Raw genomic sequence first — 21,169 nt, 5'->3', positions numbered from 1 at the left:
CCCCGGATCCGGCGCCGACCATGGACGCATGAGAGAGATCATCGCCATCGTCGGTTGGGTCACCGGAATCCAGGGCGCGCTCGGCGTGGCCGGACGCGTCTTCGGCGACGAGCCCTGGGGCATACTGCACAACTGGTGGGACGTGCCCACACCGCTGTACGTCGTGCTGTTCCTGGCGGGCACGGGGCTCGCGTTCTACGCGGAGGACGCGAAGCGGCGGCAGAGGGCGCGCGCCTGATTTGGCTACGCGATGTGGTCTTCCACGAACTCGTTCTCCAGGCGGGCCGTGAAGCGGTCCATGTAGTTGTTCAGTTCGCGGGACTGCAGGCGCAGGCCGAAGGCCGCCTCCGCGTTCGCCGCGAACGCGCCCGGCGTCGGCATGCCCTCGCCCTCTATCGACTGCCGGAACACCTGGTACAGGTCCTCGTCGGTCGGGGCGGGCACGGGGATCTGGTCCGGCTGCGGGGTGCCGTCGCCGAGGGGGCGGGTGCCGCCCGCGCCGTTCGGCACGGGGAACTCCGGTCCGGCCTCCGGGTCGTGGGGGTGCGGCAGCTGCTCCTGGAGCGTCGGCTGCTGCTGCTGCGGACCAGCCTGCGGCTGCTCGTACGCCTGCTCGTGCGGCTGGTCGTGGCCCTGCTGGCGTTCCTGTTCCGCGTACCACTCGTCGTACGGGGCCACCGGCTCGTACGAGGCGTTGTGCGCCGCGAACCACGGGCTCGCGTGGTTGGCGACCGGGAGCGTCTCCTGCGCGGCCTCCGGCTCCGGCTCCGGGGCGGCCTCGGGGGCCGACTCCGGGGCGGCGGCGGGGGATTCGGCGGTGGGCGCCGCCGTCAGCTGCTGGCGCTCCTCGGCGCTCCGCGGCCCCGGCACCGTCGCCGGGGCGGGCGGCAGCAGGACCGGCTCGATGCCCGCCGCGGCGAGTCCGGCCGGCGCGGTCTCCGCGAGCGGCACGCCGAAGCGCGCCAGGCGCAGCGGCATCAGCGACTCCACCGGCGCCTTGCGGCGCCACGCGCGGCCGAACCGGGCCTGCAGGCGCGCCTGGTAGACGAGGCGCTCCTGTTCGAGCTTGATGACCTGCTCGTAACTGCGCAGCTCCCACAGCTTCATGCGGCGCCACAGCTTGAACGTCGGTACGGGGGAGAGCAGCCAGCGGGTGAGGCGCACGCCCTCCATGTGCTTGTCGGCGGTGATGTCGGCGATCCGGCCCACCGCGTGCCGGGCCGCCTCCACCGCGACCACGAAGAGCACCGGGATCACCGCGTGCATCGCGACGCCGAGCGGGTCGCCCCAGCTGGACGCCGCGTTGAACGCGATCGTCGCCGCCGTGAGCAGCCACGCCGTCTGGCGCAGCAGCGGGAAGGGGATGCGCAGCCAGGTCAGCAGGAGGTCGAGGGCGAGCAGCACGCAGATGCCCGCGTCGACGCCGACGGGAAAGACCGCGGAGAAGCTTCCGAAGCCCTTCTCCTCGGCCAGCTCGCGCACGGCCGCGTACGACCCCGCGAAGCCGATCCCGGCGATGACGACCGCTCCGGCGACGACCACTCCGATGAGTATCCGGTGCGTGCGTGTCAGCTGCATCGCGGCCACCCGCGAACCCCTCCCTGTTCAAGGCCTGTGTCGGCTTGTTGCGAGCGACAGCCTGGCACACGTGTGCGGGCAGCCGTGCCCCGGTACGCCGGGAGCCCGGCCCACCGGGGGCCGGGCTCCGTCAACATGCCTGCTCGGGGCGGCAGTTGGCCGCCGCCGTGGGCGCGACGCCGTGTCAGGACTTGCTGCTGTCCTTGTCCTTGGACTTGGCGTCGTCCTTCTTCGGCTCGTCCTTCTTCGCGTCGTCCTTGGACGGGGAGTCGTCCTTCTTGGAGTCGTCCTTCTTGTCGTCCTTCTTGGCGTCGTCGGACTTCGCGTCGTCGCCCTTCGGCTTCTCGCTCGCGCCCGAGGACGCCTTGCCGCCGCCCCCGTTGGCCGACGCGACCGCGGCGACGGTCTCCTTCGCGGCCTTCTCGGCGTCCTTCGACAGCTTGCCGGCGTCGGGGGACTTGTCGCCCGCGAGGCCCGCGCCGTTGAAGTCGACGGTGACGACGACGTTCTCCACGCGCGCCACGACCGTCTGCTGCTTGAAGGTGTCCTTGTCCTTCTTCAGGTCGTACCGCACGAGCGTCGCCTGCTCGCCGATGCCCTGCACGGCTTCCGTCTTGACGCTCTTGGCGTCCTTGGTCGCCTTGGCGTCCTCGACCTGCTTGGCGAAGTTGTCCTGCGCGCGCTGGGCGCCGCTGCCGAGCGAGGCGTCGGACTCGAAGCGCAGCTGCGAGACGCGCAGCCAGCGGAACTGGGAACCGTCGACGCCGTTGTTGTCGAGGCTGTCCCACGAGCAGCTGCCGCGCAGCGCGGTGTCGCTGGACGTGCCCGCCTTGCCCGACTTGTCCTTCGCCTTGGGCACCAGGTCCTCTAGCGTCTTCTTCGACAGGACGTCGCAGGGCTCGGGAAGCTTCGCGTACGCGGCCTTCTCGACGCTCGCGGCCTTGTCGTCGCCCTTGGCCGGGGCCGAGGACTTCGAGCCCGAGTCCTTCTTCGCCCCGTCGGAGCCCGAGCCGGAGTCGGAGTCCGAGGAGCAGCCGGCGACGAGGATCACCGGTACGGCGGCCGCGCAGACGAGGAGGCGGCTGCGGAGCTGTCGCTTTCGCTGTGCAGGTCGGTGCATGGTTCCTTCACTCTGTTCGTCTCGTGACGTCCAGTTCGTCTCGTGACGTCGTCGGGTCCGAGGGGCCACGGTACGCGCATGGGACGACGGGCGGCTCCGCTTCGGCGGAGGCGGACGCCCCTCCGTACCCCCGCGGGGCGGCCGCTACTCGTCGAACTCGCCGGCCAGCGAGTCGGCCAGTTCCTGCGCCTTGTCCTGCATTTCCTTGCTGTCGGGGACGTCCGTGCGCCGGCCGGGCTGCTCGTCGTACTCGACGGTCACGATGACGTTCGACGTGCGGAACACCACAGTCACGGTGCGGTGACGGGAGGCGGAGGCGGCGGTGGTGAGGGCGTCGTCGAGGAACGCCTCGTCGCCGAGGTCGGTGAGGGGGCGCGGTTCGAGGCCGGGGGGCGGGGTGGTGGGCTCGGTGGGGGCGCCGTCCGCGCCGCCCTTCGCGTCGTCCTCGTCGCCGTCCTTCGTGCCCTTTTTCCTGCCGTTGTCGTCGTCGGCCTTGCCCTTCTTGCCGCCCTGGGCCTTGTCGCCGCCGTCGTCGCCCGCGTCGCCGTCGCCCGTGTCCCCGCCCTCGTCCTCCCCGCTGGTGGCGGACCCGGGGGGCGCCTGGAGGCCCGCCTCGCGCAGCTTGCCGGCGTAGACCTCGGCGGCGCGGGCGTCGTCGCTGACCGTCCCGTCGTACGAGACGACGCGCTCGAAGTCGACGAGGAGATGGTGGGTGGCGTCGGCCGACTCGATCTTCCAGTTGCACCCCACGCGCCGGTCGGTGTCGTACGTCGCCACGGGCGTGCCCTCGTACGCCTTCTCCTGCTGCTCGGGGTCCTCGATCTCCGTGATGCCGGGGAGCATCGCGTCGAGGGTGTCGCGGTCCACCTCGCCGCAGGGCTCGGGGAGCGTGCGGTACTTGCCCGGCTGCGCCGGGGCGGTGGAGCTGCCGCCGTCACCCGGCTTGGAGTCGTCGCTCTCGTCGCCGAGGCCGGACCCGCCGGTGCAGCCGGTCAGGACCACCGCGAGGAGTGCGGCGACACCGGATACACGGGCCTTGGCCTTTCGCTGCACCGTGAGGGCTCCTCTCGCCGGGCTCTGCCTGGATATTGGGTTGCCGCTGGTGGGCGACCGGTGGAGACAATGTGTATCGCACGCGCTGCCGTGGACGCCGGTCCGTCACCCGATTCGTTGACCTTGGCTCCGGTATTTGCGTTTCCAGGCTTGTGGTGGATTACGGGGGGTTGAGGGCGAAATGTCGTATGTGGAGGTTCCCGGGGCGAAGGTGCCGATCCGGATGTGGACGGACCCCGCGTCGGTCGAGGAGGGCGCGCTGCGCCAGCTGCAGAACGTGGCGACGCTGCCCTGGATCGAGGGCCTGGCCGTCATGCCGGACGTCCACTACGGCAAGGGCGCGACGGTCGGTTCGGTGATCGCCATGCGGGGCGCGGTGTGCCCGGCGGCGGTGGGCGTCGACATCGGCTGCGGCATGTCGGCGGTCAGGACGTCGCTGACCGCGAACGACCTTCCGGGTGACCTCGCGCGGCTGCGGTCGCGGATCGAGGCGGCGATTCCGGTGGGGCGCGCCCTGCACGAGGACCCCGTCGGGCCGGGGCGCTTCCACGGCATGGCGACGGCGGGGTGGGACGACTTCTGGGGGCGGTTCGAGGGGGTCGCGGCGGCGGTCAGGTTCCGGGAGGGGCGGGCGGCGAGGCAGATGGGGACGTTGGGGGGCGGCAACCATTTCGTAGAGGTATGTATAGATATGTCCGATTCGGTGTGGCTCATGCTGCACTCCGGATCCCGGAACATCGGCAAGGAACTGGCCGAGCACCACATCGGCATCGCCCGGTCGCTTCCGCACAACCAGGGCCTGGTCGACCGGGACTTGGCGGTCTTCGTCGCGGACACCCCGCAGATGGCGGCGTACCGGAATGACTTGTTCTGGGCGCAGGAGTACGCGAAGAACAACCGCGCGATCATGATGGGGCTCCTCAAGGACGTCATCCGCAAGGAGTTCAAGAAGGCCAGGCCGACGTTCGAGCGGGAGATCTCCTGTCATCACAACTACGTCAGCGAGGAGCGGTACGACGGGATGGACCTGCTGGTCACCCGCAAGGGCGCGATCCGCGCAGGCAGCGGTGAGTTCGGCATCATCCCCGGCTCCATGGGGGCCGGTTCGTACATCGTGAAGGGCCTCGGCAACGAAAAGGCCTTCAACTCCGCCTCGCACGGCGCCGGCCGCCGCATGAGCCGCGGCGCGGCCAAGCGCCGCTTCTCGGCGAAGGACCTGGCGGACCAGACGCGGGGCGTCGAGTGCCGCAAGGACGCCGGCGTCGTGGACGAGATCCCGGCGGCCTACAAGCCGATCGACCAGGTGATGGAGCACCAGCGCGACCTCGTGGAGGTCGTGGCGAAGCTGAAGCAGGTCGTCTGCGTGAAGGGCTGAGCGCCTCCGCCGAGTGGCCCTCCCCGCGCGGACGCCTACTTCGCGTGCTTCACCGCGTAGATCATGATGAACGCGACGATGTGGATGCCGAAGAGGAAGTACGCCAGGTACCACCACACCAGGCGTTCGTTCTTCTTCTCCTCCGCCAGGCGGCGCGTCTCGTGTTCGTGGGTGAGGCGTTCCAGGGGGTCGGGGGAGTCCGCGGAGTAGGCGGGGGCGCCGGGGTCGTCGCCCGGGAGTGTCATCGTCACGACTCCCGGTGGACCTTGGTGTTGGAGGCCTGGGCGCGCGGGCGGACCACCAGGAGGTCGATGTTGACGTGCGGCGGGCGGGTGACCGCCCAGGTGATGGTGTCCGCCACGTCGTCGGCGGTGAGCGGTTCGGCGACGCCCGCGTAGACCTTCGCCGCCTTCTCCGTGTCGCCGCCGAACCGGGTCAGCGCGAACTCGTCCGTCTTGACCATGCCGGGCGCGACCTCGATGACGCGGACCGGGGTGCCGACGATCTCCAGGCGGAGGGTCTCGGCGAGGGCGTGCTCGGCGGTCTTGGCGGCCACGTAGCCGCCGCCTCCCTCGTACGTCCCGTGGCCCGCCGTGGAGGAGAGGACCACGACCGTGCCGTCGCCGCTCGCGGTGAGCGCGGGCAGCAGGGCCTGCGTGACGTTCAGGGTGCCGATGACGTTCGTCTCGTACATCTGGCGCCAGTCCGCCGGGTCGCCGGTGGCGATGGGGTCCGCGCCGAGCGCGCCGCCCGCGTTGTTCACCAGGACGGCGATCTTCTTGAAGGCCGTGGCGAAGGTGTCCACCGCGGCGCGGTCGGTGACGTCCAGCGCGTACGCGACCGCGTCGTGCCCGGCGTCCGTCAGCTCGGCGGCGAGCGCCTCGATGCGGTCCTTGCGGCGCGCGGTGAGGACGACGCGGTAGCCGGCGGCGGCGAGGCCGCGGGCGGTCGCGGCACCGATGCCGCTGCTGGCGCCGGTGACGATCGCGATGCGGGTGGCGGCGGCGGTCATGGGCGCTCCTCGGGCAGTGCGTGCGGTGGGGGGCCCGTGGTCCGGGCTCCGGGCCCCGTCAGGATATGCGGCGGCCTCAGTCGCCCCGCGGCGCGTACATGATCACGGCCATGCCGGCGAGGCAGACCAGCGCGCCGACCACGTCCCACCGGTCGGGCCGGTAGCCGTCGGCGACCATGCCCCAGGCGAGCGAGCCGGCGACGAAGACCCCGCCGTACGCGGCGAGGATGCGGCCGAACTCCGCGTCGGTCTGGAGCGTCGCCACGAAGCCGTAGACGCCGAGCGCGATGACGCCCGCGCCGATCCAGGCCCAGCCGCGGTGCTCGCGCACGCCCTGCCAGACGAGCCAGGCCCCGCCGATCTCGAAGAGCGCGGCGAGGACGAAGAGGGCGGCGGAGCGTGCGACGAGCATGGTCGACAGGGTGGCATGCCGCACGAGGGCGGGCGGTCCTGCCGGGGCCTACGCGGGCGCCTTCTGCGTCGTACGATTGCTGTCCGGCGCAGATATCGGTCTCCTGGAGGAGCGTTCCCGTCATGCCGAAGGATGAGAACGGCCGACGCGGGCTGCTGATGGGCGAGCTGTCCGTCGAATCGCGCCGCTACATGGCCTCGTACGCCCTCTTCAACCAGGCCGTCGCCGACCACCTGAAGCTGCACCCCACCGACGTGCAGTGCCTGAACCTGCTCAGCCTGGAGAGCGGCCCGGTCACCACCGGCCGCGTCGCGGAGCTGACCGGGCTGACGACGGGATCGGCCACGCGGCTCGTCGACCGCCTGGAGAGGGCGGGTTACGTCGTACGGGAGCGGGACGCCGGCGACCGGCGGCGGGTGCTCGTGGCGACGGTGCCGGAGAAGGTCGCCGAGTTCGGGCGGATGTGGGGCAGGCTGAGCGGCGGTTGGTTCGAGCTCTTCGAGGGGCTCGACGACGACGAACTCGCGCTGCTCATCGGCCACATGAAGCGCACGGTGGAGTTCAGCGGCGCGCAGGTGGAGCGGATCCGCGGCGGCGAGCTGGACGGCTGACGGCGGGCCGGGGGTGCCCCGCCGCGTGCGTCAGTGGTGCGGGTCCTCCTGGGCCCTGCGCGGCAGCAGTCGTACGAGGGGGAGGCACAGCAGTGTGACGCCCGCGACCACGACGAGGCTGACCGTCATGGCGTGCGCCGCGCCGTCGTCCACGGTCTGGAAGAACACGGTGGTGACCGTGGCCGCTCCGACGGCGTTGGCGAGCTGCTGCACCGCGCTCAGCGAACCGCTCGCGCTGCCCGCCTCCTCGGGGGCGATGTCGCCGATCGTCACGTCGTAGACGGTGCCGAAGCAGGTGCCCATGCCGACGCCGACGACGAGCAGGGGCGGGACGAGGGCCCACGTGCCGGTCCCCGTACCGGAGGCGGCCGTCAGGGCGAGCAGCCAGCCGGTCCCGGCGAGCGTGATCAGCAGGCCCGCGAGGACGAGGGTGCGGCCGAACCTGCCGATGAGCCGGTAGCAGGCGATCGAGGCGACGACGATGCCGGCGGAGAGCGGGAGCAGGCCGAGCGCGGTGCCGGTGGGCGAGCGGCCGAGGCCTTGCTGCAGGAAGAGCGAGATGACGTAGAGCAGTCCGGAGACGGCGGCGAAGAAGACGATGCCGAGGGCCAGGCCCGAGGTGAAGCCGCGGTTGCGCAGCAGCGAGGGCTGGATCAGCGGGCTCGGGGCGGTGGTCTGGCGCCGGCAGAAGAGGGCGAGGGCGACGAGCCCGCCGAGGAGGAGGAGGGCCGGGGCGGCGCGCGACCAGCCGTTGGCGGAACCCTCGATGAGGCCGGCGAGCAGCCCGAGCATGGTGGCGCCGAGGAGCGCGGAGCCGAGGCCGTCGACGGAGGTGCCGGGGTCGCCGCCGTCCTTCGGCAGGAGGCGGACGGCGGCGAGCAGCGCGCCGCCGCCGAGGACGAGGTTGATCAGGAACATGGGGCGCCAGCCGAGGCCGCCGAGGTCGGCGTCGACGAGGAACCCGGCGAGGACGGGCCCGCCGACGGCGGAGAGCCCCATGACGGGGCCGAAGAGGCTGAAGGCCTTGCCGATCTGCTCGCGCGGCCAGGTGGCGCCGAGGATGCCGAAGCCCTGCGGGATGACGAGGGCGCCGAACGCGCCCTGGGCGAGGCGCGCGACGACGAGCGTCCCGGGGGTGGGGGCGAGGCCGCAGGCCAGCGAGGCGAGCGTGAAGCCGGCGAGGCCGAGGAGGAAGAGGCGGCGCCGCCCGTACTTGTCGCCGAGCCGGCCGCCGACGACGAGGAGGACGCCGAGGGCGAGCGCGTAGGAGGCGCCGAGCCACTGGATCAGGGCGGGGCCGCCGTCGAGGTCGTCGGCGATGGAGGGGGCAGCGATGTTGGTGATGGTGGCGTCGACGAGGTCGAGGACGTCGGCGGCGAGGACGACGGCGAGGACGGCCCAGCGTTTTCGGGTTGGCAGGGATAGGTCTTGGGTCTTCGGTGGTGGTGCAGGGGTGGTGTGGGTGGTGTCGGTGGGCATGGGGAGGCGTCCTTCACGCTGGCAGTTGTCATTGCGTCACGCATTATCTGCGTGACGCAGGTAAATGTGAAGGAGCGGCCCAGGAACTGTCAAGGCGGTTTACGGCCCGGGCCCGGGCCGGGCACCGGGGCCTCAGTCCAAGGCGAGGCGCCAGTCGTTGCAGGTGTGCCAGTTGCCCTTCGGGTACTCGACCGTCGCCTCGCCCCGCAGCGTGAAGCCCGCCTTGCGGCAGACCGCGTTGGACGCGGCGTGGTCCGTCGCGGGGAACGCGTGCAGGTGGGCGTGGCGGCCCGCCGCCCGCGCCTCCTCGGCCACCAGCCGCGCCGCGTCCGCCGCGACGCCTCTGCCCTGGAACTCGGGGAGCACGCCCCACCCCGTCTCCCAGACGGTCTCGCCCTGCCAGGTCGTCTCCCAGTACCCGATCGACCCGGCCGTCTCCCCGTCCAGCGTGATGCGGAACATCCGGCCCTTGTCGTCGAGCGCCAGGTAGCGGCGGTGGCGGTCCAGCACCTTCTCGTGGGTCTCCGGGCCGCCCAAGTGCGCCGTCATCTCGGGGGTGTTGAGACGCAGCAGCAGTGCGACGCCGCCCTCGTCCGACCAGGGTTCGAGCCGCATCCGCGGTGCCTGTGATCGCTCCATGACGTCACCGTAGGCGCCGGGTCTGACAACGGCCCCTCGTACAGCCCCCGTTCGGCCTCACCGCACCCCGTACGCCGTCGGCGGCACGCCCACCGTCGCCGTGAAGTCCCGTACGAGATGGGCCTGGTCGGCGTAGCCGAGGGTGGCCGCCAAGTCCGCCCAGTCCACGTCGTGCTCCGACTCGGCCCGCTCCAGGGCCTCGTGGATGCGGTACCGCAGGATGATCCACTTCGGCCCGACGCCCACGTACCCGGCGAAGAGCCGCTGCAGCGCCCGCACCGACAGGCCCTCCGCGCGCGCGAACGCGTCCACGCGCCGGATCGAGCGGTCCGCGCGGATGCGCTCGACGAGCTCCGCGGCGAGCTCGGCCTGCGGGTCGGGATCCGGCGCGAGGCCCAGCAGGAAGGCGTCGAGCGCCGCCACGCGCGCGTGCTCGTCGTCGGGGGCGAGGACGGCGGCCGCCGCGGCCGCCGCGTCGTCGGGGGTGTACGGGAAGACCTCGTGCAGCGGGAGCCTGCGGCCCGTCAGGGCCGACACCGCGTGATCCGGCGCGAACGGGCGGAAGGCGCCCGGCCGGAACTGCACCCCGCACACCCGCCCGCGTCCCTCCAGCTTGGTGCTGAAGAGGTCGAGCCCGATGCCGGCGACCTCGCCGAAGCGCTGGTCCGGGCCGCCGGGGGCGAGGGGCCCGTACGACTGGAAGACGACGTTCACCGAAGGGTGCGGCACCACGTGCGAGGCGTAGGGCTCGGCCAGGTCCCAGTCGATCAGCCAGTAGTGCTCCAGGTACGGGCGCAGCGCCTCGGCGGGCGTGCGGCGGCGGAAGCGGACCTTGGCGAAGAGCCCGGCCGCGTCGACGATGCCCCGGGTGTCGCGTCGGGGGGAGTCCGCGGCTGCGTCCGGCATGGGGGGATCGTAGGGCCCGGCGCGCCCGCCGGCAGCTCGGCGCGGGCGGTCGGCACGGCGCCTTTAGGGCCCACCGTCGCGGCCCGCCGCCGCGTGTCGCGTTTCTTCAAGCCGCCGGCCACCCCGTCTCCGTACGGTCGAGCCATGGACACTTCACACACCCCCGAACCGACCGGCGCCCCCGACCCGGCGGGCGCCCCGAGCCCCCGCATCAGCGAACTGCTCGCCCTGGCCGTCGACCGGGCCGTCCCCGTCGTCCGGGCCCTGCCCGACGACCGTCTCGGCGATCCCACGCCCTGCGCCGACTACGACGTGCGCGCGCTCGTCAACCACCTCTTCCAGGTGATCGTCCAGTTCCAGGAGCTGGCCGCCAAACGGAACGCGGACTTCTCGACCACCCCGGACCACGTGGGGGAGAGCGCCGACTGGCGGGAGGACCTCATCGCGGAGGCGGGGAAGCTCGTCCGCGCCTGGGGCGAACCCGGCGCCGACGAGGGCACCACCGGGGCGATGGACATGCCGGCCGGGACCGTCGGCCTCATGGCGCTGCTCGACCTGACCGTGCACGCCTGGGACCTGGCGCGGGCCACCGGCCAGGAGTACCGGCAGGACGCCACCGACGCCGTGGTGGTCGCGCGGCTGCGGACGGCCGTCGACGGACTGGGGCCCACCGCCCGGAAGATGGGCGTCTTCGGCGAGCCGGTGACCGCACCGGACGGGGCATCCGACTTCGAGCTGCTGCTCGCGGAGACGGGACGCGACCCGCGCTGGAGCCGCTAGCGGGGCTTACGCGGGCGGCTCAGGGCCACACCAGGCAGTACGCCTGGTGCCCCGCGTCGTGCAGGCGGTGGCTGAAGTCCTGCCATTCGTGGAGGAGTTGGTAGACGTTGAACGCGTCGCGCGGGCCGCCGCGGTCCGGGACCGTGGACCATATGAACGCCGCGGCGCCCACCGACTCCTCGCCGACGCCGCGCAGTGGGTCGACGACCGTCATGGGGAGCTTCACCACGGCGTAGTCGGGGTGCAGGACGACCAGCTCCAGCGGGGGGACCTTGTGCAGGGGTATGCCCTCGATGCCGGTCAGGACCATCGCGGCCATCGTCTCCGGCTTGATCTTCGTGAACATCCCGCCCATGCCGAGCTCGTCGCCGCCGAGCTCCTCGGGGCGCATCGAGATCGGCACACGGGCGGCGGTCGCGCCGTCCGGGGCACCGAAGTACTTGTACGTCACCCCGACCCCGCCACTCCTGCTGGTCACCCGGTCCCTCCGGGACTCGCCGGATCCGCCGAGCGCCTGGTCGGGCGCCTGCGCCGCCGGTTCCGCTGCCACCTCGCGCCGGTGCTTTCCCCGCCGGGCACGCCGGGGGCCCAGGCCGTCGGTCCCCTCGCCCAGTCCGCCACCGCGATGCATATCTCCACCCGACTGCTTTGCCAGGGCGGCACGGCCCTGTCTTTTCTAGGCCTCGCGGCCCCCGCCACGCAACCCGATCATCGTGTCAGTGACCTCCCCCACGCTCACCCGCTAAAACGTGGAGTGAAACACCTGTCCGCAGGATGTCCGGACCCTCTGACACCATGGCTCGTGTGAGCTTCCCGTATAGCGCCCCAGTTTCGCAGACTCTCTTCGACCGTGCGGCGGCCGTGACGCCCGGCGGTGTGAACTCTCCCGTGCGCGCGTTCCGCGCTGTGGGTGGTACGCCCCGTTTCATGGTGTCCGGCACCGGTCCGTACCTGACTGACGCCGACGGCCGCGAGTACGTCGACCTCGTGTGTTCGTGGGGCCCGATGATCCTCGGGCACTCCCACCCCGAGGTGATCGCCGCCGTGCAGGAGGCCGTCGCGCGCGGCACCTCCTTCGGCACGCCCGGCGAGGGCGAGGTCGCCCTCGCCGAGGAGATCGTCGGCCGGATCGACCCCGTGGAGCAGGTCCGGCTGGTCTCCAGCGGCACCGAGGCGACCATGTCCGCCATCCGTCTCGCGCGCGGCTTCACCGGCCGCGCCAAGGTCATCAAGTTCGCCGGGTGCTACCACGGCCACGTGGACGCGCTGCTCGCGTCGGCGGGTTCGGGCGTGGCGACGCTCGGCCTTCCGGACACCCCCGGGGTCACCGGCGCCCAGGCGGGCGACACCATCGTCGTGCCGTACAACGACCTCGAAGCGGTGCACGAGGCGTTCCACAGGCACCCCGGTGAGATCGCCTGCGTCATCACCGAGGCGGCGCCGGGCAACATGGGCGTCGTACCGCCGCAGCCCGGCTTCAACGCCGGCCTCAAGGCCGCCTGCGCCAAGAACGGCGCGCTGTACATCTCCGACGAGGTGATGACCGGCTTCCGTACGTCGAAGGCCGGCTGGTTCGGCGTCGACGGCGTGACGCCCGACCTGATGACCTTCGGCAAGGTCATGGGCGGCGGCTTCCCGGCCGCGGCCTTCGGCGGCCGCGCCGACGTCATGGCGCACCTCGCCCCGGCGGGCCCGGTCTACCAGGCGGGCACGCTCTCCGGTAACCCGGTCGCGACGGCCGCGGGCCTCGCCCAGCTGCGCCTCCTCGACGACGCGGCGTACGAGAAGGTCGACGACGTCTCCGCGCGGCTGCGCGCCCTGGTGACCGAGGCGCTCGCCAAGGAGGGCGTCGCCCACCGGGTGCAGAACGCGTCGAACATGTTCACCGTCTTCTTCACCGACCGCGAGGTGCGCAACTACGAGGACGCGAAGGCGCAGGAGTCCTTCCGCTTCACCGCGTTCTTCCACTCGATGCTGTCGCAGGGCGTCTATCTGCCGCCGTCGTCCTTCGAGTCCTGGTTCGTGTCCACCGCCCACGACGAGCAGGCGATCGAGCGCGTCGCCGCGGCCCTGCCGGCCGCCGCGCGCGCGGCCGCGGAAGCGACGGAGGCCACCGCATGAGCGGCACCGCTGCGGGCGACGAGCTGACCGTCGTCCACCTGATGCGCCACGGCGAGGTGCACAACCCCGACGGGATCCTCTACGGGCGGCTGCCCGACTACCACCTCTCCGAGCTCGGCCGGCAGATGGCCGACCGGGTCGCCGAGCACCTCGCCCGGCGCGACGTGACGCACGTCGTCGCCTCGCCGCTGGACCGCGCCCAGGAGACGGCCACGCCGATCGCCAAGGCGCACGGCCTCGACCTCGCCACCGACGCGCGCCTCATCGAGGCGGCCAACGTCTTCGAGGGCAAGACCTTCGGCGTGGGCGACGGCGCGCTGAAGAACCCGGACAACTGGAAGCACCTCGTCAACCCCTTCAAGCCGTCCTGGGGCGAGCCGTACGTGGAGCAGGTCGTACGGATGATGGGCGCCCTGGACGCGGCCAAGGACGCGGCCCGCGGGCACGAGGCGGTGTGCGTCAGCCACCAGCTGCCGATCTGGATCGTGCGCAGCTTCGTGGAGAAGCGGCGGCTGTGGCACGACCCGCGCAAGCGGCAGTGCACGCTGGCGTCGCTGACGTCGTTCACCTACCGCGGCGACAAGATCGTCTCGGTGGGGTACAGCGAGCCCGCCCGGGATCTGGTGCCCGCCCATCTCCTCGCCGGCGCCAAGCCGGTGCCGGGCAAGAGCAAGGCATTCGGCGCCTGATAAAGCCCGCCGGTGATCCACCGCGTGTAATCACGCGGCAACTGTATGTCCCTTTTCCGGGAATCGCGCAAATAATTCCGATGCGCAGGAACCCCGTTGTTCGTCGCGCCCTCTAACCGGTTGTCCCTCTTGCTCGGCACATAGAGCAGGAACGGACCCAGGGGCGCGACGAATGGGGATGGAATGCGCGACATCAGCCGCAGGGGAATGCTCGGACTCGGAGCCGGCACGGCCGCCGCTTTCGGGCTCGCGGCGTGCGGCTCGGGCGGCGACGGCGATTCGTCCGGGCCCGCCGGCAAGGCCGGGGACGGCAAGGGCGGCGCCCAGAAGCGCCCGTCGAAGCCGATCGGCGACGGTTCGACCGCGTACACCGGAACCCAGCCCCACCAGCCGGGCAAGCCCGTTCCGCTGCAGCCGGGCGAGACGCCCCCGCAGTTCGTGATCTTCTCCTGGGACGGTGCGGGCGAGGTCGGCAACGGTCTGTTCCCGCGCTTTTTGAAGCTCGCCGAGGAACACGACGCACACATGACGTTCTTCCTCTCCGGCCTTTATCTGCTGCCGGAATCCAAGAAGCGTCTGTACCGTCCGCCGAACAACGCCGTCGGCGCCTCCGACATCGGTTATCTCACCGACGGTCACATCAAGGACACGCTGAAGTACGTGCGTCAGGCATGGCTCGAAGGCCATGAAATCGGCACGCACTTCAACGGGCACTTCTGCGCCGGCTCGGGTTCCGTGGCCAACTGGACGTCCGCGCAATGGCAGGACGAGATCGACCAGGCCAAGTCCTTTGTGAAGAAGTGGCGCACCAACACCGGCTGGACCGATCTGCCGTCGCTGCCCTTCGACTACGACAAGGAACTCGTCGGCGGCCGCACGCCCTGTCTGCTCGGGCAGGACAACCTGCTGCCGACGGCGAAGAAGCTCGGCTGGCGCTACGACGCGTCCTCGCCCGGCGGCCGCCAGAAGTGGCCGCAGAAGAAGATGGGCGTCTGGGACCTGCCGCTGCAGGCCATGCCCTTCCCCGGGCACAGCTTCGAGGTCCTGTCGATGGACTACAACATCCTCGCCAACCAGTCGCAGAACTCCACGAAGGCGCCGCCGGCCAACTACCCGGGCTGGCGCAAGCAGGCCACCGAGGCCTACATAGCCGGCTTCAAGCGCGCCTACGAGTCCAACCGCGCGCCGTTCTTCATCGGCAACCACTTCGAGGAGTGGAACGGCGGCATCTACATGGATGCCGTCGAGGAGGCCCTGAAGCACATCGCCGGCAAGAAGGACGTACGTCTCGTCTCCTTCCGGCAGTTCGTCGACTGGCTCGACGTACAGGACCCCAAGGTGCTGCAGAAGCTCCAGGGCCTGGAGGTCGGCCAGCAGCCGGCCGGGGGCTGGAAGAGCCTTCGCTAGGGCGTTCTCCGCTGCGGAGGGGGCGCGGAAGATCGCGGAATCGGACATGCGAAACTTTTCACATGAGTGTTGCCTGCCGCGCCCCACACCGCATCGATAGCAGCAGTCGACGCCGCGGCCGCACTGCCCTGCTCACCGCAGGACTCGCGGTCGCCGCGCTGGCACTGTCCGCCTGCAGTTCCGGCGGCACCTCGGGCGGTTCCGGAAACACCAACTTCGTCGCCGGTTCCGACGGCATCGCGACCGTCGCGAAGGGCAACCGCAAGGCGAGCCCGGACCTCGACGGAGAGACGCTCGACGGAAAGCACCTCGACATCGGCAAGGACTACAAGGGCAAGATCGTGGTCCTCAACGTCTGGGGCTCCTGGTGCGCCCCGTGCCGGGCCGAGGCGCCGAACTTCGCGAAGGTCGCCAAGGAGACCAAGGCCAAGGGCGTCGAGTTCGTCGGGATCAACACGCGCGACCCCGAGCGGGGTCCGGCGATCCAGTTCGAGAAGCAGCACGAGATCCCCTATCCGAGCCTGCACGACCCGATGGGCAAGCTGATGCTGCGCTTCCCCCGGGGCTCGCTCAACCCCAACTTCATTCCCTCCACGCTCGTCGTCGACCGGGACGGGAAGATCGCGGCGCGCTCGCAGCAGCCGCTGAACGAAGAGAAGCTGCGGAAGATGATCGACCCTGTGCTCGCGGAGAAGTGATGTCCACTCTCGCCGCCATCAGCGGACCGAACCAGACCGTCATGAGCGGCGCGCTCCTGCTGGCGCTGCCCATCGCCCTGCTCGGCGGTCTCGTCTCCTTCTTCTCGCCGTGCGTGCTGCCGCTCGTGCCGGGCTACCTGTCGTACGTCACCGGGGTCAGCGGCCAGGACATGGCCGAGGCCAAGCGGGGCCGGATGGTCGCCGGTTCGGGGCTCTTCGTCCTCGGCTTCACCGTCGTCTTCGTCTCCTACGGGGCGCTGTTCGGGGAGTTCGGCCGGACCCTGCAGGAGAACCAGAGCATCGTCACGCGGGTGCTCGGCGGCGTGATGATCGTGCTCGGGTTCTTCTTCATGGGGCTCATGCCCAAGGTCTCCCAGCGGGAGTTCCGCTTCCACAAGAAGCCCGCGGTCGGCCTCGCGGGCGCCCCGATACTGGGCGCCCTGTTCGCCGTCGGCTGGGCGCCCTGCGTCGGCCCGACGCTCGCCGCCGTCAGCGTGCTCTCCCTCGACCAGGCCAGCGCGGGGCGCGGTGCGCTGCTGAGCGTCGCGTACTGTCTGGGACTCGGCGTCCCCTTCATTCTCGCCGCGGTCGCCTTCCGCAAGGCGCTCGGCGCATTCGGCTGGGTGAAGCGGCACTACGTCTGGGTGATGCGCATCGGCGGCATCATGATGATCGCGACCGGGCTGCTCCTCGTCACCGGCGTGTGGGACAGCATCGTGCAGCAAATGCAGGTCTGGTCGAGCGGCTACACGGTGGGGATCTGATCCATGAGCAAGACCGAAGCTCCCGGCGGCACCTCGGTGGCCCGTGAGGAGAACGACCTGGGCGCGGCCGGCGCGCAGCTGTCCACCGCCCCCAAGGAGGACGGCCCCAGCCTCCCCTCGCTGGGTGTCATCGGCTGGTTCCGCTGGTTCTGGCGGCAGCTGACCTCCATGCGGGTCGCGCTGATCCTGCTCCTGCTGCTCTCCCTCGGCGCCATCCCGGGCTCGCTGATCCCGCAGAACAACGTCGACGAGCTCAAGGTCCAGGACTTCATGGACCGGCACACCACGCTCGGGCCGGTCTACGACAAGCTGCAGCTCTTCGACGTCTACAGCTCGGTGTGGTTCTCCGCGATCTACATCCTCCTGTTCGTCTCCCTCATCGGCTGCATCGTGCCCCGCACCTGGCAGTTCGTCGGCCAGCTGCGCGGCCGCCCGCCGGGCGCCCCCAAGAAGCTGACCCGGCTGCCCGCGTACACCACCTGGCGCACCGACGCCGAGCCCGAGCAGGTGCACGAGACCGCGCTCGCCATGCTCAAGAAGCGCCGCTTCCGCGCGCACGCCGCGGGGTCGGGCGCGGGCAGCTCCGTCGCCGCGGAGAAGGGCTATCTGCGCGAGGCCGGGAACCTGATGTTCCACGTCGCGCTGATCGTGATGCTGATCGCCTTCGCCGCCGGACAGCTCCTCAAGTCCGAGGGCGGCAAGCTGGTCATGGAGGGCGACGGCTTCTCCAACACGCTCATCCAGTACGACGACTTCAAGTCCGGCAGCCTCTTCGACACCGACGAGCTGGCGCCGTTCAGCTTCAAGCTCGACAACTTCGTCGGCACGTACCAGAAGTCGGGCCCCAACCGCGGCACGCCCCGCACCTACCGGGCCGACGTCACCTACTCCGAGGGCCCGGACGGCGCCGAGAAGAAGAAGTCGATCGAGGTCAACAAGCCGCTGGAGGTCGACGGCTCGAAGGTCTACCTCATCGGCCACGGCTTCGCCCCCGCCGTCACCGTCCGCGACGCCAAGGGCAAGGTCGTCTACAAGGCCTCCGTGCCGGTCCTGCCCATCGACCAGAACGGCACCGCGACCGGCGCCATCAAGGTCATGGACGGCTACCGCGACAAGAACGGCAGGCCGGACCAGCTCGGCTTCAACGCCTTCTTCGTGCCGACCTTCGCGGGCGTGGGCAAGGGGCAGATGTTCTCCCAGTTCCCCGCCGCCGAGTACCCGGTGCTCGCGCTCTCCGCGTACCACGGCAGCCTCGGCGTCGACGCCGGCGTGCCGCAGAACGTGTACCAGCTGGACACCCGCAAGATGAAGCAGTTCAAGGGCGCCGACGGGCAGCTGTTCAAGCAGCGGCTGCGCCCCGGCGAGACCATGAAGCTGCCGAACGGCGCCGGGTCGATCACGTTCGACAAGAACCTCAAGGAGTGGGCGACCTTCCAGATCTCCCAGCAGCCCGGCACCGGCTGGGCGCTGGGCGGCGCGATCGCCGCCGTCCTCGGCCTCGCCGGATCGCTGTTCATCCAGCGCCGCCGCGTCTGGGTGCGGGCGGTCAAGGGCGCCGACGGCGTCACCGTCGTCGAGATGGCGGGCCTCGGCCGCAGCGAGTCCGCCAAGGTCCCCGAGGAGCTCTCCCAGCTCGCCGCCGAACTCCACGAGAAGGCGCCCTCGGCGTCCCCGCAAGACCCGGACGAGGAAGCCCTCCCCGCCTCCGACCTCGATGCCGCACCTGCCGAAGGGGCTGAGAAGTGAATCTCGCCGCCACCCTGGCCGCCGAGCCCAACGAGAATCTCGCGCACATCAGCAATGTGCTGATCTACTCCGCGATGGCCGTCTACCTGCTCGCGTTCTTCGCGCACATGGCGGAGTGGCTCTTCGGCAGCCGCAGCAAGGTCGCCCGCACCGCCGCCGCGCTCACCCCGAGCAAGACCGCCGCGGCCGCCGCGCCCGCCGTCACCGTCCAGGCCCAGGGCGGCGGCACCGCCACCCTGGAGCGCCCCAAGGTCGTCACCCGGTCCGTCGCGGGCACCCGCGACGTGCCGGACGGGCCCGGCGCCTCCGCCGGTGACGAGAAGGGCGACCTGTACGGGCGTATCGCGGTCTCCCTCACCGTCCTCGCGTTCCTGCTGGAGTTCGGCGGTGTGCTCACCCGCGCCCTGTCGGTGCAGCGGGCGCCGTGGGGCAACATGTACGAGTTCAGCATCACCTTCTCCACCGTGGCCGTCGCGGTGTACCTGGTGCTGCTCGCGCTGAAGAAGAACATCGCCTGGCTCGGCCTCCCGCTGGTCACGACGGTCCTGCTCGACCTCGGTCTCGCCGTCACCGTGCTGTACACCTCCAGCGACCAGCTGGTGCCCGCGCTGCACTCGTACTGGCTGTGGATCCACGTCTCCACCGCGATCTTCTGCGGCGCCGTCTTCTACGTCGGCGGGGTGGGTACGCTGCTCTACCTCTTCCGGGACAGCTACGAGAACAAGCTCCAGAACGGCGGGCGGCCCGGCACGTTCGCCACCTCCGTCCTGGAGCGGCTGCCCTCGGCGGCCTCCCTCGACAAGTTCTCGTACCGCCTGAACGCCGCGATCTTCCCGCTGTGGACGTTCACGATCATCGCGGGCGCGATCTGGGCGGGCGACGCGTGGGGCCGCTACTGGGGCTGGGACCCCAAGGAGGTCTGGTCCTTCATCACCTGGGTCGCCTACGCCGGCTACCTGCACGCCCGCGCCACGGCCGGCTGGAAGGGCCGCAAGGCCGCCTACCTGGCCCTGATCGCCTTCGCCTGCTGGCTGTTCAACTACTACGGCGTGAACATCTTCGTCACCGGCAAGCACTCGTACGCCGGGGTCTGACCCGCCGTATCACCGCCGCCGCACGAGGCCGGTTCCTCCTGACCATGTCGGGGGAACCGGCCTTCGTCGTACGGACAGACAGGAGATGTGGAGACGCATCAGGGGGAACACCGAGACCATGAGGAGCGGGAGCGCCGACGCGCCCTGCGGGTCCGCATCAGGGACGGCGACGCCGACGCCTTCGGCGAGCTCTTCGACGCGTACGCCCGCTCCGTGTACAACCACGCCTACCGGCTCACCGGCGACTGGGCGCAGGCCGAGGACGTCGTCTCGCTGACGTTCCTGGACGCCTGGCGGCTGCGCGAGCGGATCGACGCGGACGGCGGGTCGCTGCGGCCCTGGCTGCTCGGCGTCGCGACGAACGTCACCCGCAACACCCGCAGGGCGTCCCGGCGGCACGCGGCGGCGGTGGCGCGGCTGCCGCGCGGCGAGTCCGTGGCCGACTTCGCCGACGAAGTCGCCGAGCGCATCGACGACACCGAGCAGATCGCCCTCGTACGGGCGGCCATGGCCACGCTGCGCCGGGCCGAGCGGGAGGTGCTGGCGCTCTGCGTCTGGTCGGGGCTCGACTACGCGTCGGCCGCCGCGGCGCTCGGCATCCCGGTCGGCACGGTGCGCTCCCGGCTCTCCCGGGCGCGGACGAAACTCGCAAAAGCGGTGGAACCCGGCCGGGAGCGCGGACAGGGAAGAGGTGACCGCACCACCGCGGTCAGGCCCATCAGGGAGGGAAACCGATGAACGCATTTCCCGGGCGCGACCTTCCGCCGGGCCGCCACCGTCTGCTCAGGGAGCACCTGTTGACCGAGATCCGGCAGAGCGAGAAGAGCACGGAGAAGGCCCCGGCGCCGAAGAAGAGGTCCACGATCTGGTTCCGTCCCGCGCTCCTCGCGGGAGCGGTCGCCGCCACCGTCGCGGCGGGCGTCCTGGTCGCCTCGCCGTTCGGCGACCGGGCGGCACAGGCGGAGCCGCCGTCGAAGGAGACGGTGCGGGTGCTGCGGCAGATCGCCGCGGCGGCGAAGGCGCAGCCGGCGCCCCGGGGGATCAGGGACGACCAGTTCGTGTACGTCAAGACCAAGGAGCGGTACATGGAGACGGGCAGCGACGAGACGTCGCGGCTCCAGCCCCTGCACGTCAGGGAGGCCTGGGACTCGGTGGACGGCCGGCACACCGGTCTGGTCGACGACCGGGTCGACCACTTGGACAACCAGCGCGTGCCGCCGGAGCTGCCCCTGTCCGAAGGCGACCCCCACTACCGCAGCCTGGAGAAGCTGCCGACCGATCCGGTGAACATGCGGGACTGGCTCTACCGGGTGGCCTCGGGAGAGGAGAGCACGGACCAGAACGCGTTCGTCCAGGTCGGCGACCTCTGCGGGGGCCTGATGCCGCCGAAGCAGGCCGCGGCGCTCTACCTCGCCGCCTCGAAGATCCCCGGCGTCGAGGTGCGACCGGACGCGGTGGACGCGGCGGGGCGGCACGGGGTGGCCATCACCCGTGAGAACGACGGCGAACGCGAGGAGCTGATCTTCGAGAAGGAGACCAAGCAGTTCCTCGGACGGCGGCAGGTGGCGACCGAGGACCTGCCGACGGGTTTCAAGAAGGGCACCGTGACCGGTCACAGCGCCGTGCTGAAGCGGGTCGTCGTCGACAAGGCGGGACAGCGCTCGTAACGGTGCGGCGCCACCGGG

The 21,169-nt window shown here is 71.1% G+C and carries 23 protein-coding genes; 13 read left to right on the top strand and 10 right to left on the bottom strand.

Going from position 1 to position 21,169, the window contains the following annotated elements; genetic code table 11:
* Positions 1–28: 28 nt before the first annotated feature.
* Positions 29–238: a hypothetical protein gene (locus ACZ6CV_RS09385; RefSeq protein ID WP_469250253.1), complete on the top strand. Its 210-nt coding sequence runs from the start codon at positions 29–31 to the stop codon at positions 236–238.
* 5 nt (positions 239–243) lie between these two features.
* On the opposite strand, the gene ACZ6CV_RS09380 is transcribed toward ACZ6CV_RS09385, so the two are convergent.
* From ACZ6CV_RS09380 to ACZ6CV_RS09370, 3 genes are all read right to left on the bottom strand, one after another.
* Positions 244–1,578, bottom strand: a complete 1,335-nt coding sequence (locus tag ACZ6CV_RS09380) for a DUF2637 domain-containing protein (protein ID WP_469250252.1) — start codon at positions 1,576–1,578, stop codon at positions 244–246.
* A 184-nt stretch (positions 1,579–1,762) separates the two neighbouring features.
* Positions 1,763–2,698: a DUF3558 family protein gene (locus ACZ6CV_RS09375; protein WP_469250251.1), complete on the bottom strand. Its 936-nt coding sequence runs from the start codon at positions 2,696–2,698 to the stop codon at positions 1,763–1,765.
* A 144-nt stretch (positions 2,699–2,842) separates the two neighbouring features.
* Positions 2,843–3,751 carry a DUF3558 domain-containing protein gene (locus ACZ6CV_RS09370; RefSeq protein WP_469250250.1) on the bottom strand — a complete coding sequence of 303 codons (909 nt, stop codon included), beginning with the start codon at positions 3,749–3,751 and terminating at the stop codon, positions 2,843–2,845.
* A 181-nt stretch (positions 3,752–3,932) separates the two neighbouring features.
* Between ACZ6CV_RS09370 and ACZ6CV_RS09365 the strand changes: the two genes are divergently transcribed.
* Entirely contained in the window at positions 3,933–5,126 is a 1,194-nt protein-coding gene (locus tag ACZ6CV_RS09365; RefSeq protein WP_469250249.1) for an RtcB family protein, read from the top strand.
* Between the two features lie 35 nt (positions 5,127–5,161).
* Here the strand turns inward: ACZ6CV_RS09365 and ACZ6CV_RS09360 are convergent, their stop codons facing one another.
* The 3 genes from ACZ6CV_RS09360 to ACZ6CV_RS09350 form a co-directional block, all read right to left on the bottom strand.
* On the bottom strand, positions 5,162–5,371 hold the full coding sequence (locus ACZ6CV_RS09360; RefSeq protein WP_355820166.1) for a hypothetical protein: 210 nt from the start codon (positions 5,369–5,371) through the stop codon (positions 5,162–5,164).
* Between the two features lie 2 nt (positions 5,372–5,373).
* Complete coding sequence (locus tag ACZ6CV_RS09355; RefSeq protein ID WP_469250248.1) at positions 5,374–6,138, bottom strand: SDR family NAD(P)-dependent oxidoreductase; 765 nt, start codon at positions 6,136–6,138, stop codon at positions 5,374–5,376.
* A 76-nt stretch (positions 6,139–6,214) separates the two neighbouring features.
* On the bottom strand, positions 6,215–6,550 hold the full coding sequence (locus ACZ6CV_RS09350; RefSeq protein ID WP_469250247.1) for a YnfA family protein: 336 nt from the start codon (positions 6,548–6,550) through the stop codon (positions 6,215–6,217).
* Positions 6,551–6,672: 122 nt separating this feature from the next.
* On the opposite strand from ACZ6CV_RS09350, the gene ACZ6CV_RS09345 reads away from it, so the two are divergent.
* The gene (locus ACZ6CV_RS09345) at positions 6,673–7,161 is read left to right on the top strand and encodes a MarR family winged helix-turn-helix transcriptional regulator (protein ID WP_469250246.1); all 489 of its coding nucleotides are present in this window, start codon (positions 6,673–6,675) and stop codon (positions 7,159–7,161) included.
* A gap of 30 nt (positions 7,162–7,191) precedes the next feature.
* On the opposite strand, the gene ACZ6CV_RS09340 is transcribed toward ACZ6CV_RS09345, so the two are convergent.
* From ACZ6CV_RS09340 to ACZ6CV_RS09330, 3 genes are all read right to left on the bottom strand, one after another.
* On the bottom strand, positions 7,192–8,640 hold the full coding sequence (locus tag ACZ6CV_RS09340; RefSeq protein WP_469250245.1) for an MFS transporter: 1,449 nt from the start codon (positions 8,638–8,640) through the stop codon (positions 7,192–7,194).
* 132 nt (positions 8,641–8,772) lie between these two features.
* Entirely contained in the window at positions 8,773–9,279 is a 507-nt protein-coding gene (locus tag ACZ6CV_RS09335; protein WP_469250244.1) for a GNAT family N-acetyltransferase, read from the bottom strand.
* A 57-nt stretch (positions 9,280–9,336) separates the two neighbouring features.
* On the bottom strand, positions 9,337–10,185 hold the full coding sequence (locus tag ACZ6CV_RS09330; RefSeq protein ID WP_469250243.1) for a DUF6597 domain-containing transcriptional factor: 849 nt from the start codon (positions 10,183–10,185) through the stop codon (positions 9,337–9,339).
* Positions 10,186–10,329: 144 nt separating this feature from the next.
* Between ACZ6CV_RS09330 and ACZ6CV_RS09325 the strand changes: the two genes are divergently transcribed.
* Entirely contained in the window at positions 10,330–10,965 is a 636-nt protein-coding gene (locus ACZ6CV_RS09325; RefSeq protein WP_469250242.1) for a TIGR03086 family metal-binding protein, read from the top strand.
* A gap of 19 nt (positions 10,966–10,984) precedes the next feature.
* Here the strand turns inward: ACZ6CV_RS09325 and ACZ6CV_RS09320 are convergent, their stop codons facing one another.
* A complete protein-coding gene (locus tag ACZ6CV_RS09320; protein WP_355820168.1) occupies positions 10,985–11,443 on the bottom strand; it encodes a hypothetical protein in 459 nt (152 codons plus the stop codon).
* Between the two features lie 317 nt (positions 11,444–11,760).
* On the opposite strand from ACZ6CV_RS09320, the gene hemL reads away from it, so the two are divergent.
* The 9 genes from hemL (at position 11,761) to ACZ6CV_RS09275 (ending at position 21,151) form a co-directional block, all read left to right on the top strand.
* The gene (gene hemL, locus ACZ6CV_RS09315; RefSeq protein WP_362363057.1) at positions 11,761–13,086 is read left to right on the top strand and encodes a glutamate-1-semialdehyde 2,1-aminomutase; all 1,326 of its coding nucleotides are present in this window, start codon (positions 11,761–11,763) and stop codon (positions 13,084–13,086) included.
* Entirely contained in the window at positions 13,083–13,775 is a 693-nt protein-coding gene (locus tag ACZ6CV_RS09310) for a histidine phosphatase family protein (protein ID WP_469250241.1), read from the top strand. The genes hemL and ACZ6CV_RS09310 overlap by 4 nt, the downstream gene beginning before the upstream one ends.
* A gap of 183 nt (positions 13,776–13,958) precedes the next feature.
* Entirely contained in the window at positions 13,959–15,182 is a 1,224-nt protein-coding gene (locus ACZ6CV_RS09305; protein WP_469250240.1) for a polysaccharide deacetylase family protein, read from the top strand.
* Between the two features lie 62 nt (positions 15,183–15,244).
* On the top strand, positions 15,245–15,880 hold the full coding sequence (locus ACZ6CV_RS09300) for a TlpA family protein disulfide reductase (RefSeq protein ID WP_469250239.1): 636 nt from the start codon (positions 15,245–15,247) through the stop codon (positions 15,878–15,880).
* Positions 15,880–16,644, top strand: coding sequence for a cytochrome c biogenesis CcdA family protein (locus ACZ6CV_RS09295; RefSeq protein ID WP_469250238.1), 765 nt, complete (start codon positions 15,880–15,882; stop codon positions 16,642–16,644). The genes ACZ6CV_RS09300 and ACZ6CV_RS09295 overlap by 1 nt, the downstream gene beginning before the upstream one ends.
* A 3-nt stretch (positions 16,645–16,647) precedes the next feature.
* A complete protein-coding gene (resB, locus tag ACZ6CV_RS09290; protein ID WP_469250237.1) occupies positions 16,648–18,390 on the top strand; it encodes a cytochrome c biogenesis protein ResB in 1,743 nt (580 codons plus the stop codon).
* Positions 18,387–19,484 (top strand): c-type cytochrome biogenesis protein CcsB, encoded by a 1,098-nt coding sequence (ccsB, locus tag ACZ6CV_RS09285; protein ID WP_469250236.1) that lies wholly within the window; start codon positions 18,387–18,389, stop codon positions 19,482–19,484. Before resB ends, ccsB begins: the two co-directional genes overlap by 4 nt.
* Positions 19,485–19,571: 87 nt before the next feature.
* On the top strand, positions 19,572–20,222 hold the full coding sequence (locus tag ACZ6CV_RS09280; protein WP_469250235.1) for an RNA polymerase sigma factor: 651 nt from the start codon (positions 19,572–19,574) through the stop codon (positions 20,220–20,222).
* Positions 20,219–21,151 (top strand): CU044_5270 family protein, encoded by a 933-nt coding sequence (locus tag ACZ6CV_RS09275; protein WP_469250234.1) that lies wholly within the window; start codon positions 20,219–20,221, stop codon positions 21,149–21,151. Before ACZ6CV_RS09280 ends, ACZ6CV_RS09275 begins: the two co-directional genes overlap by 4 nt.
* Positions 21,152–21,169: the final 18 nt, after the last annotated feature.

Source organism: Streptomyces sp. NPDC041713 (assembly GCF_055591085.1).
The sequence above is the reverse complement of the archived record's forward strand: the minus strand, read 5'-3'. Positions and strand labels throughout refer to the sequence as shown.

Excerpts from the sequence above, each read along its gene's own strand:
- ACZ6CV_RS09385 (WP_469250253.1), top strand. The coding sequence starts at position 29 with ATGAGAGAGATCATCGCCATCGTCGGTTGGGTCACCGGAATCCAGGGC.
- ACZ6CV_RS09380 (WP_469250252.1), bottom strand. The coding sequence starts at position 1,578 with ATGCAGCTGACACGCACGCACCGGATACTCATCGGAGTGGTCGTCGCC.
- ACZ6CV_RS09375 (WP_469250251.1), bottom strand. The coding sequence starts at position 2,698 with ATGCACCGACCTGCACAGCGAAAGCGACAGCTCCGCAGCCGCCTCCTC.
- ACZ6CV_RS09365 (WP_469250249.1), top strand. The coding sequence starts at position 3,933 with ATGTCGTATGTGGAGGTTCCCGGGGCGAAGGTGCCGATCCGGATGTGG.
- ACZ6CV_RS09360 (WP_355820166.1), bottom strand. The coding sequence starts at position 5,371 with ATGACACTCCCGGGCGACGACCCCGGCGCCCCCGCCTACTCCGCGGAC.
- ACZ6CV_RS09355 (WP_469250248.1), bottom strand. The coding sequence starts at position 6,138 with ATGACCGCCGCCGCCACCCGCATCGCGATCGTCACCGGCGCCAGCAGC.
- ACZ6CV_RS09350 (WP_469250247.1), bottom strand. The coding sequence starts at position 6,550 with ATGCTCGTCGCACGCTCCGCCGCCCTCTTCGTCCTCGCCGCGCTCTTC.
- ACZ6CV_RS09345 (WP_469250246.1), top strand. The coding sequence starts at position 6,673 with ATGCCGAAGGATGAGAACGGCCGACGCGGGCTGCTGATGGGCGAGCTG.
- ACZ6CV_RS09340 (WP_469250245.1), bottom strand. The coding sequence starts at position 8,640 with ATGCCCACCGACACCACCCACACCACCCCTGCACCACCACCGAAGACC.
- ACZ6CV_RS09335 (WP_469250244.1), bottom strand. The coding sequence starts at position 9,279 with ATGGAGCGATCACAGGCACCGCGGATGCGGCTCGAACCCTGGTCGGAC.
- ACZ6CV_RS09330 (WP_469250243.1), bottom strand. The coding sequence starts at position 10,185 with ATGCCGGACGCAGCCGCGGACTCCCCCCGACGCGACACCCGGGGCATC.
- ACZ6CV_RS09325 (WP_469250242.1), top strand. The coding sequence starts at position 10,330 with ATGGACACTTCACACACCCCCGAACCGACCGGCGCCCCCGACCCGGCG.
- hemL (WP_362363057.1), top strand. The coding sequence starts at position 11,761 with ATGGCTCGTGTGAGCTTCCCGTATAGCGCCCCAGTTTCGCAGACTCTC.
- ACZ6CV_RS09310 (WP_469250241.1), top strand. The coding sequence starts at position 13,083 with ATGAGCGGCACCGCTGCGGGCGACGAGCTGACCGTCGTCCACCTGATG.
- ACZ6CV_RS09305 (WP_469250240.1), top strand. The coding sequence starts at position 13,959 with ATGCGCGACATCAGCCGCAGGGGAATGCTCGGACTCGGAGCCGGCACG.
- ACZ6CV_RS09300 (WP_469250239.1), top strand. The coding sequence starts at position 15,245 with ATGAGTGTTGCCTGCCGCGCCCCACACCGCATCGATAGCAGCAGTCGA.
- ACZ6CV_RS09295 (WP_469250238.1), top strand. The coding sequence starts at position 15,880 with ATGTCCACTCTCGCCGCCATCAGCGGACCGAACCAGACCGTCATGAGC.
- resB (WP_469250237.1), top strand. The coding sequence starts at position 16,648 with ATGAGCAAGACCGAAGCTCCCGGCGGCACCTCGGTGGCCCGTGAGGAG.
- ACZ6CV_RS09275 (WP_469250234.1), top strand. The coding sequence starts at position 20,219 with ATGAACGCATTTCCCGGGCGCGACCTTCCGCCGGGCCGCCACCGTCTG.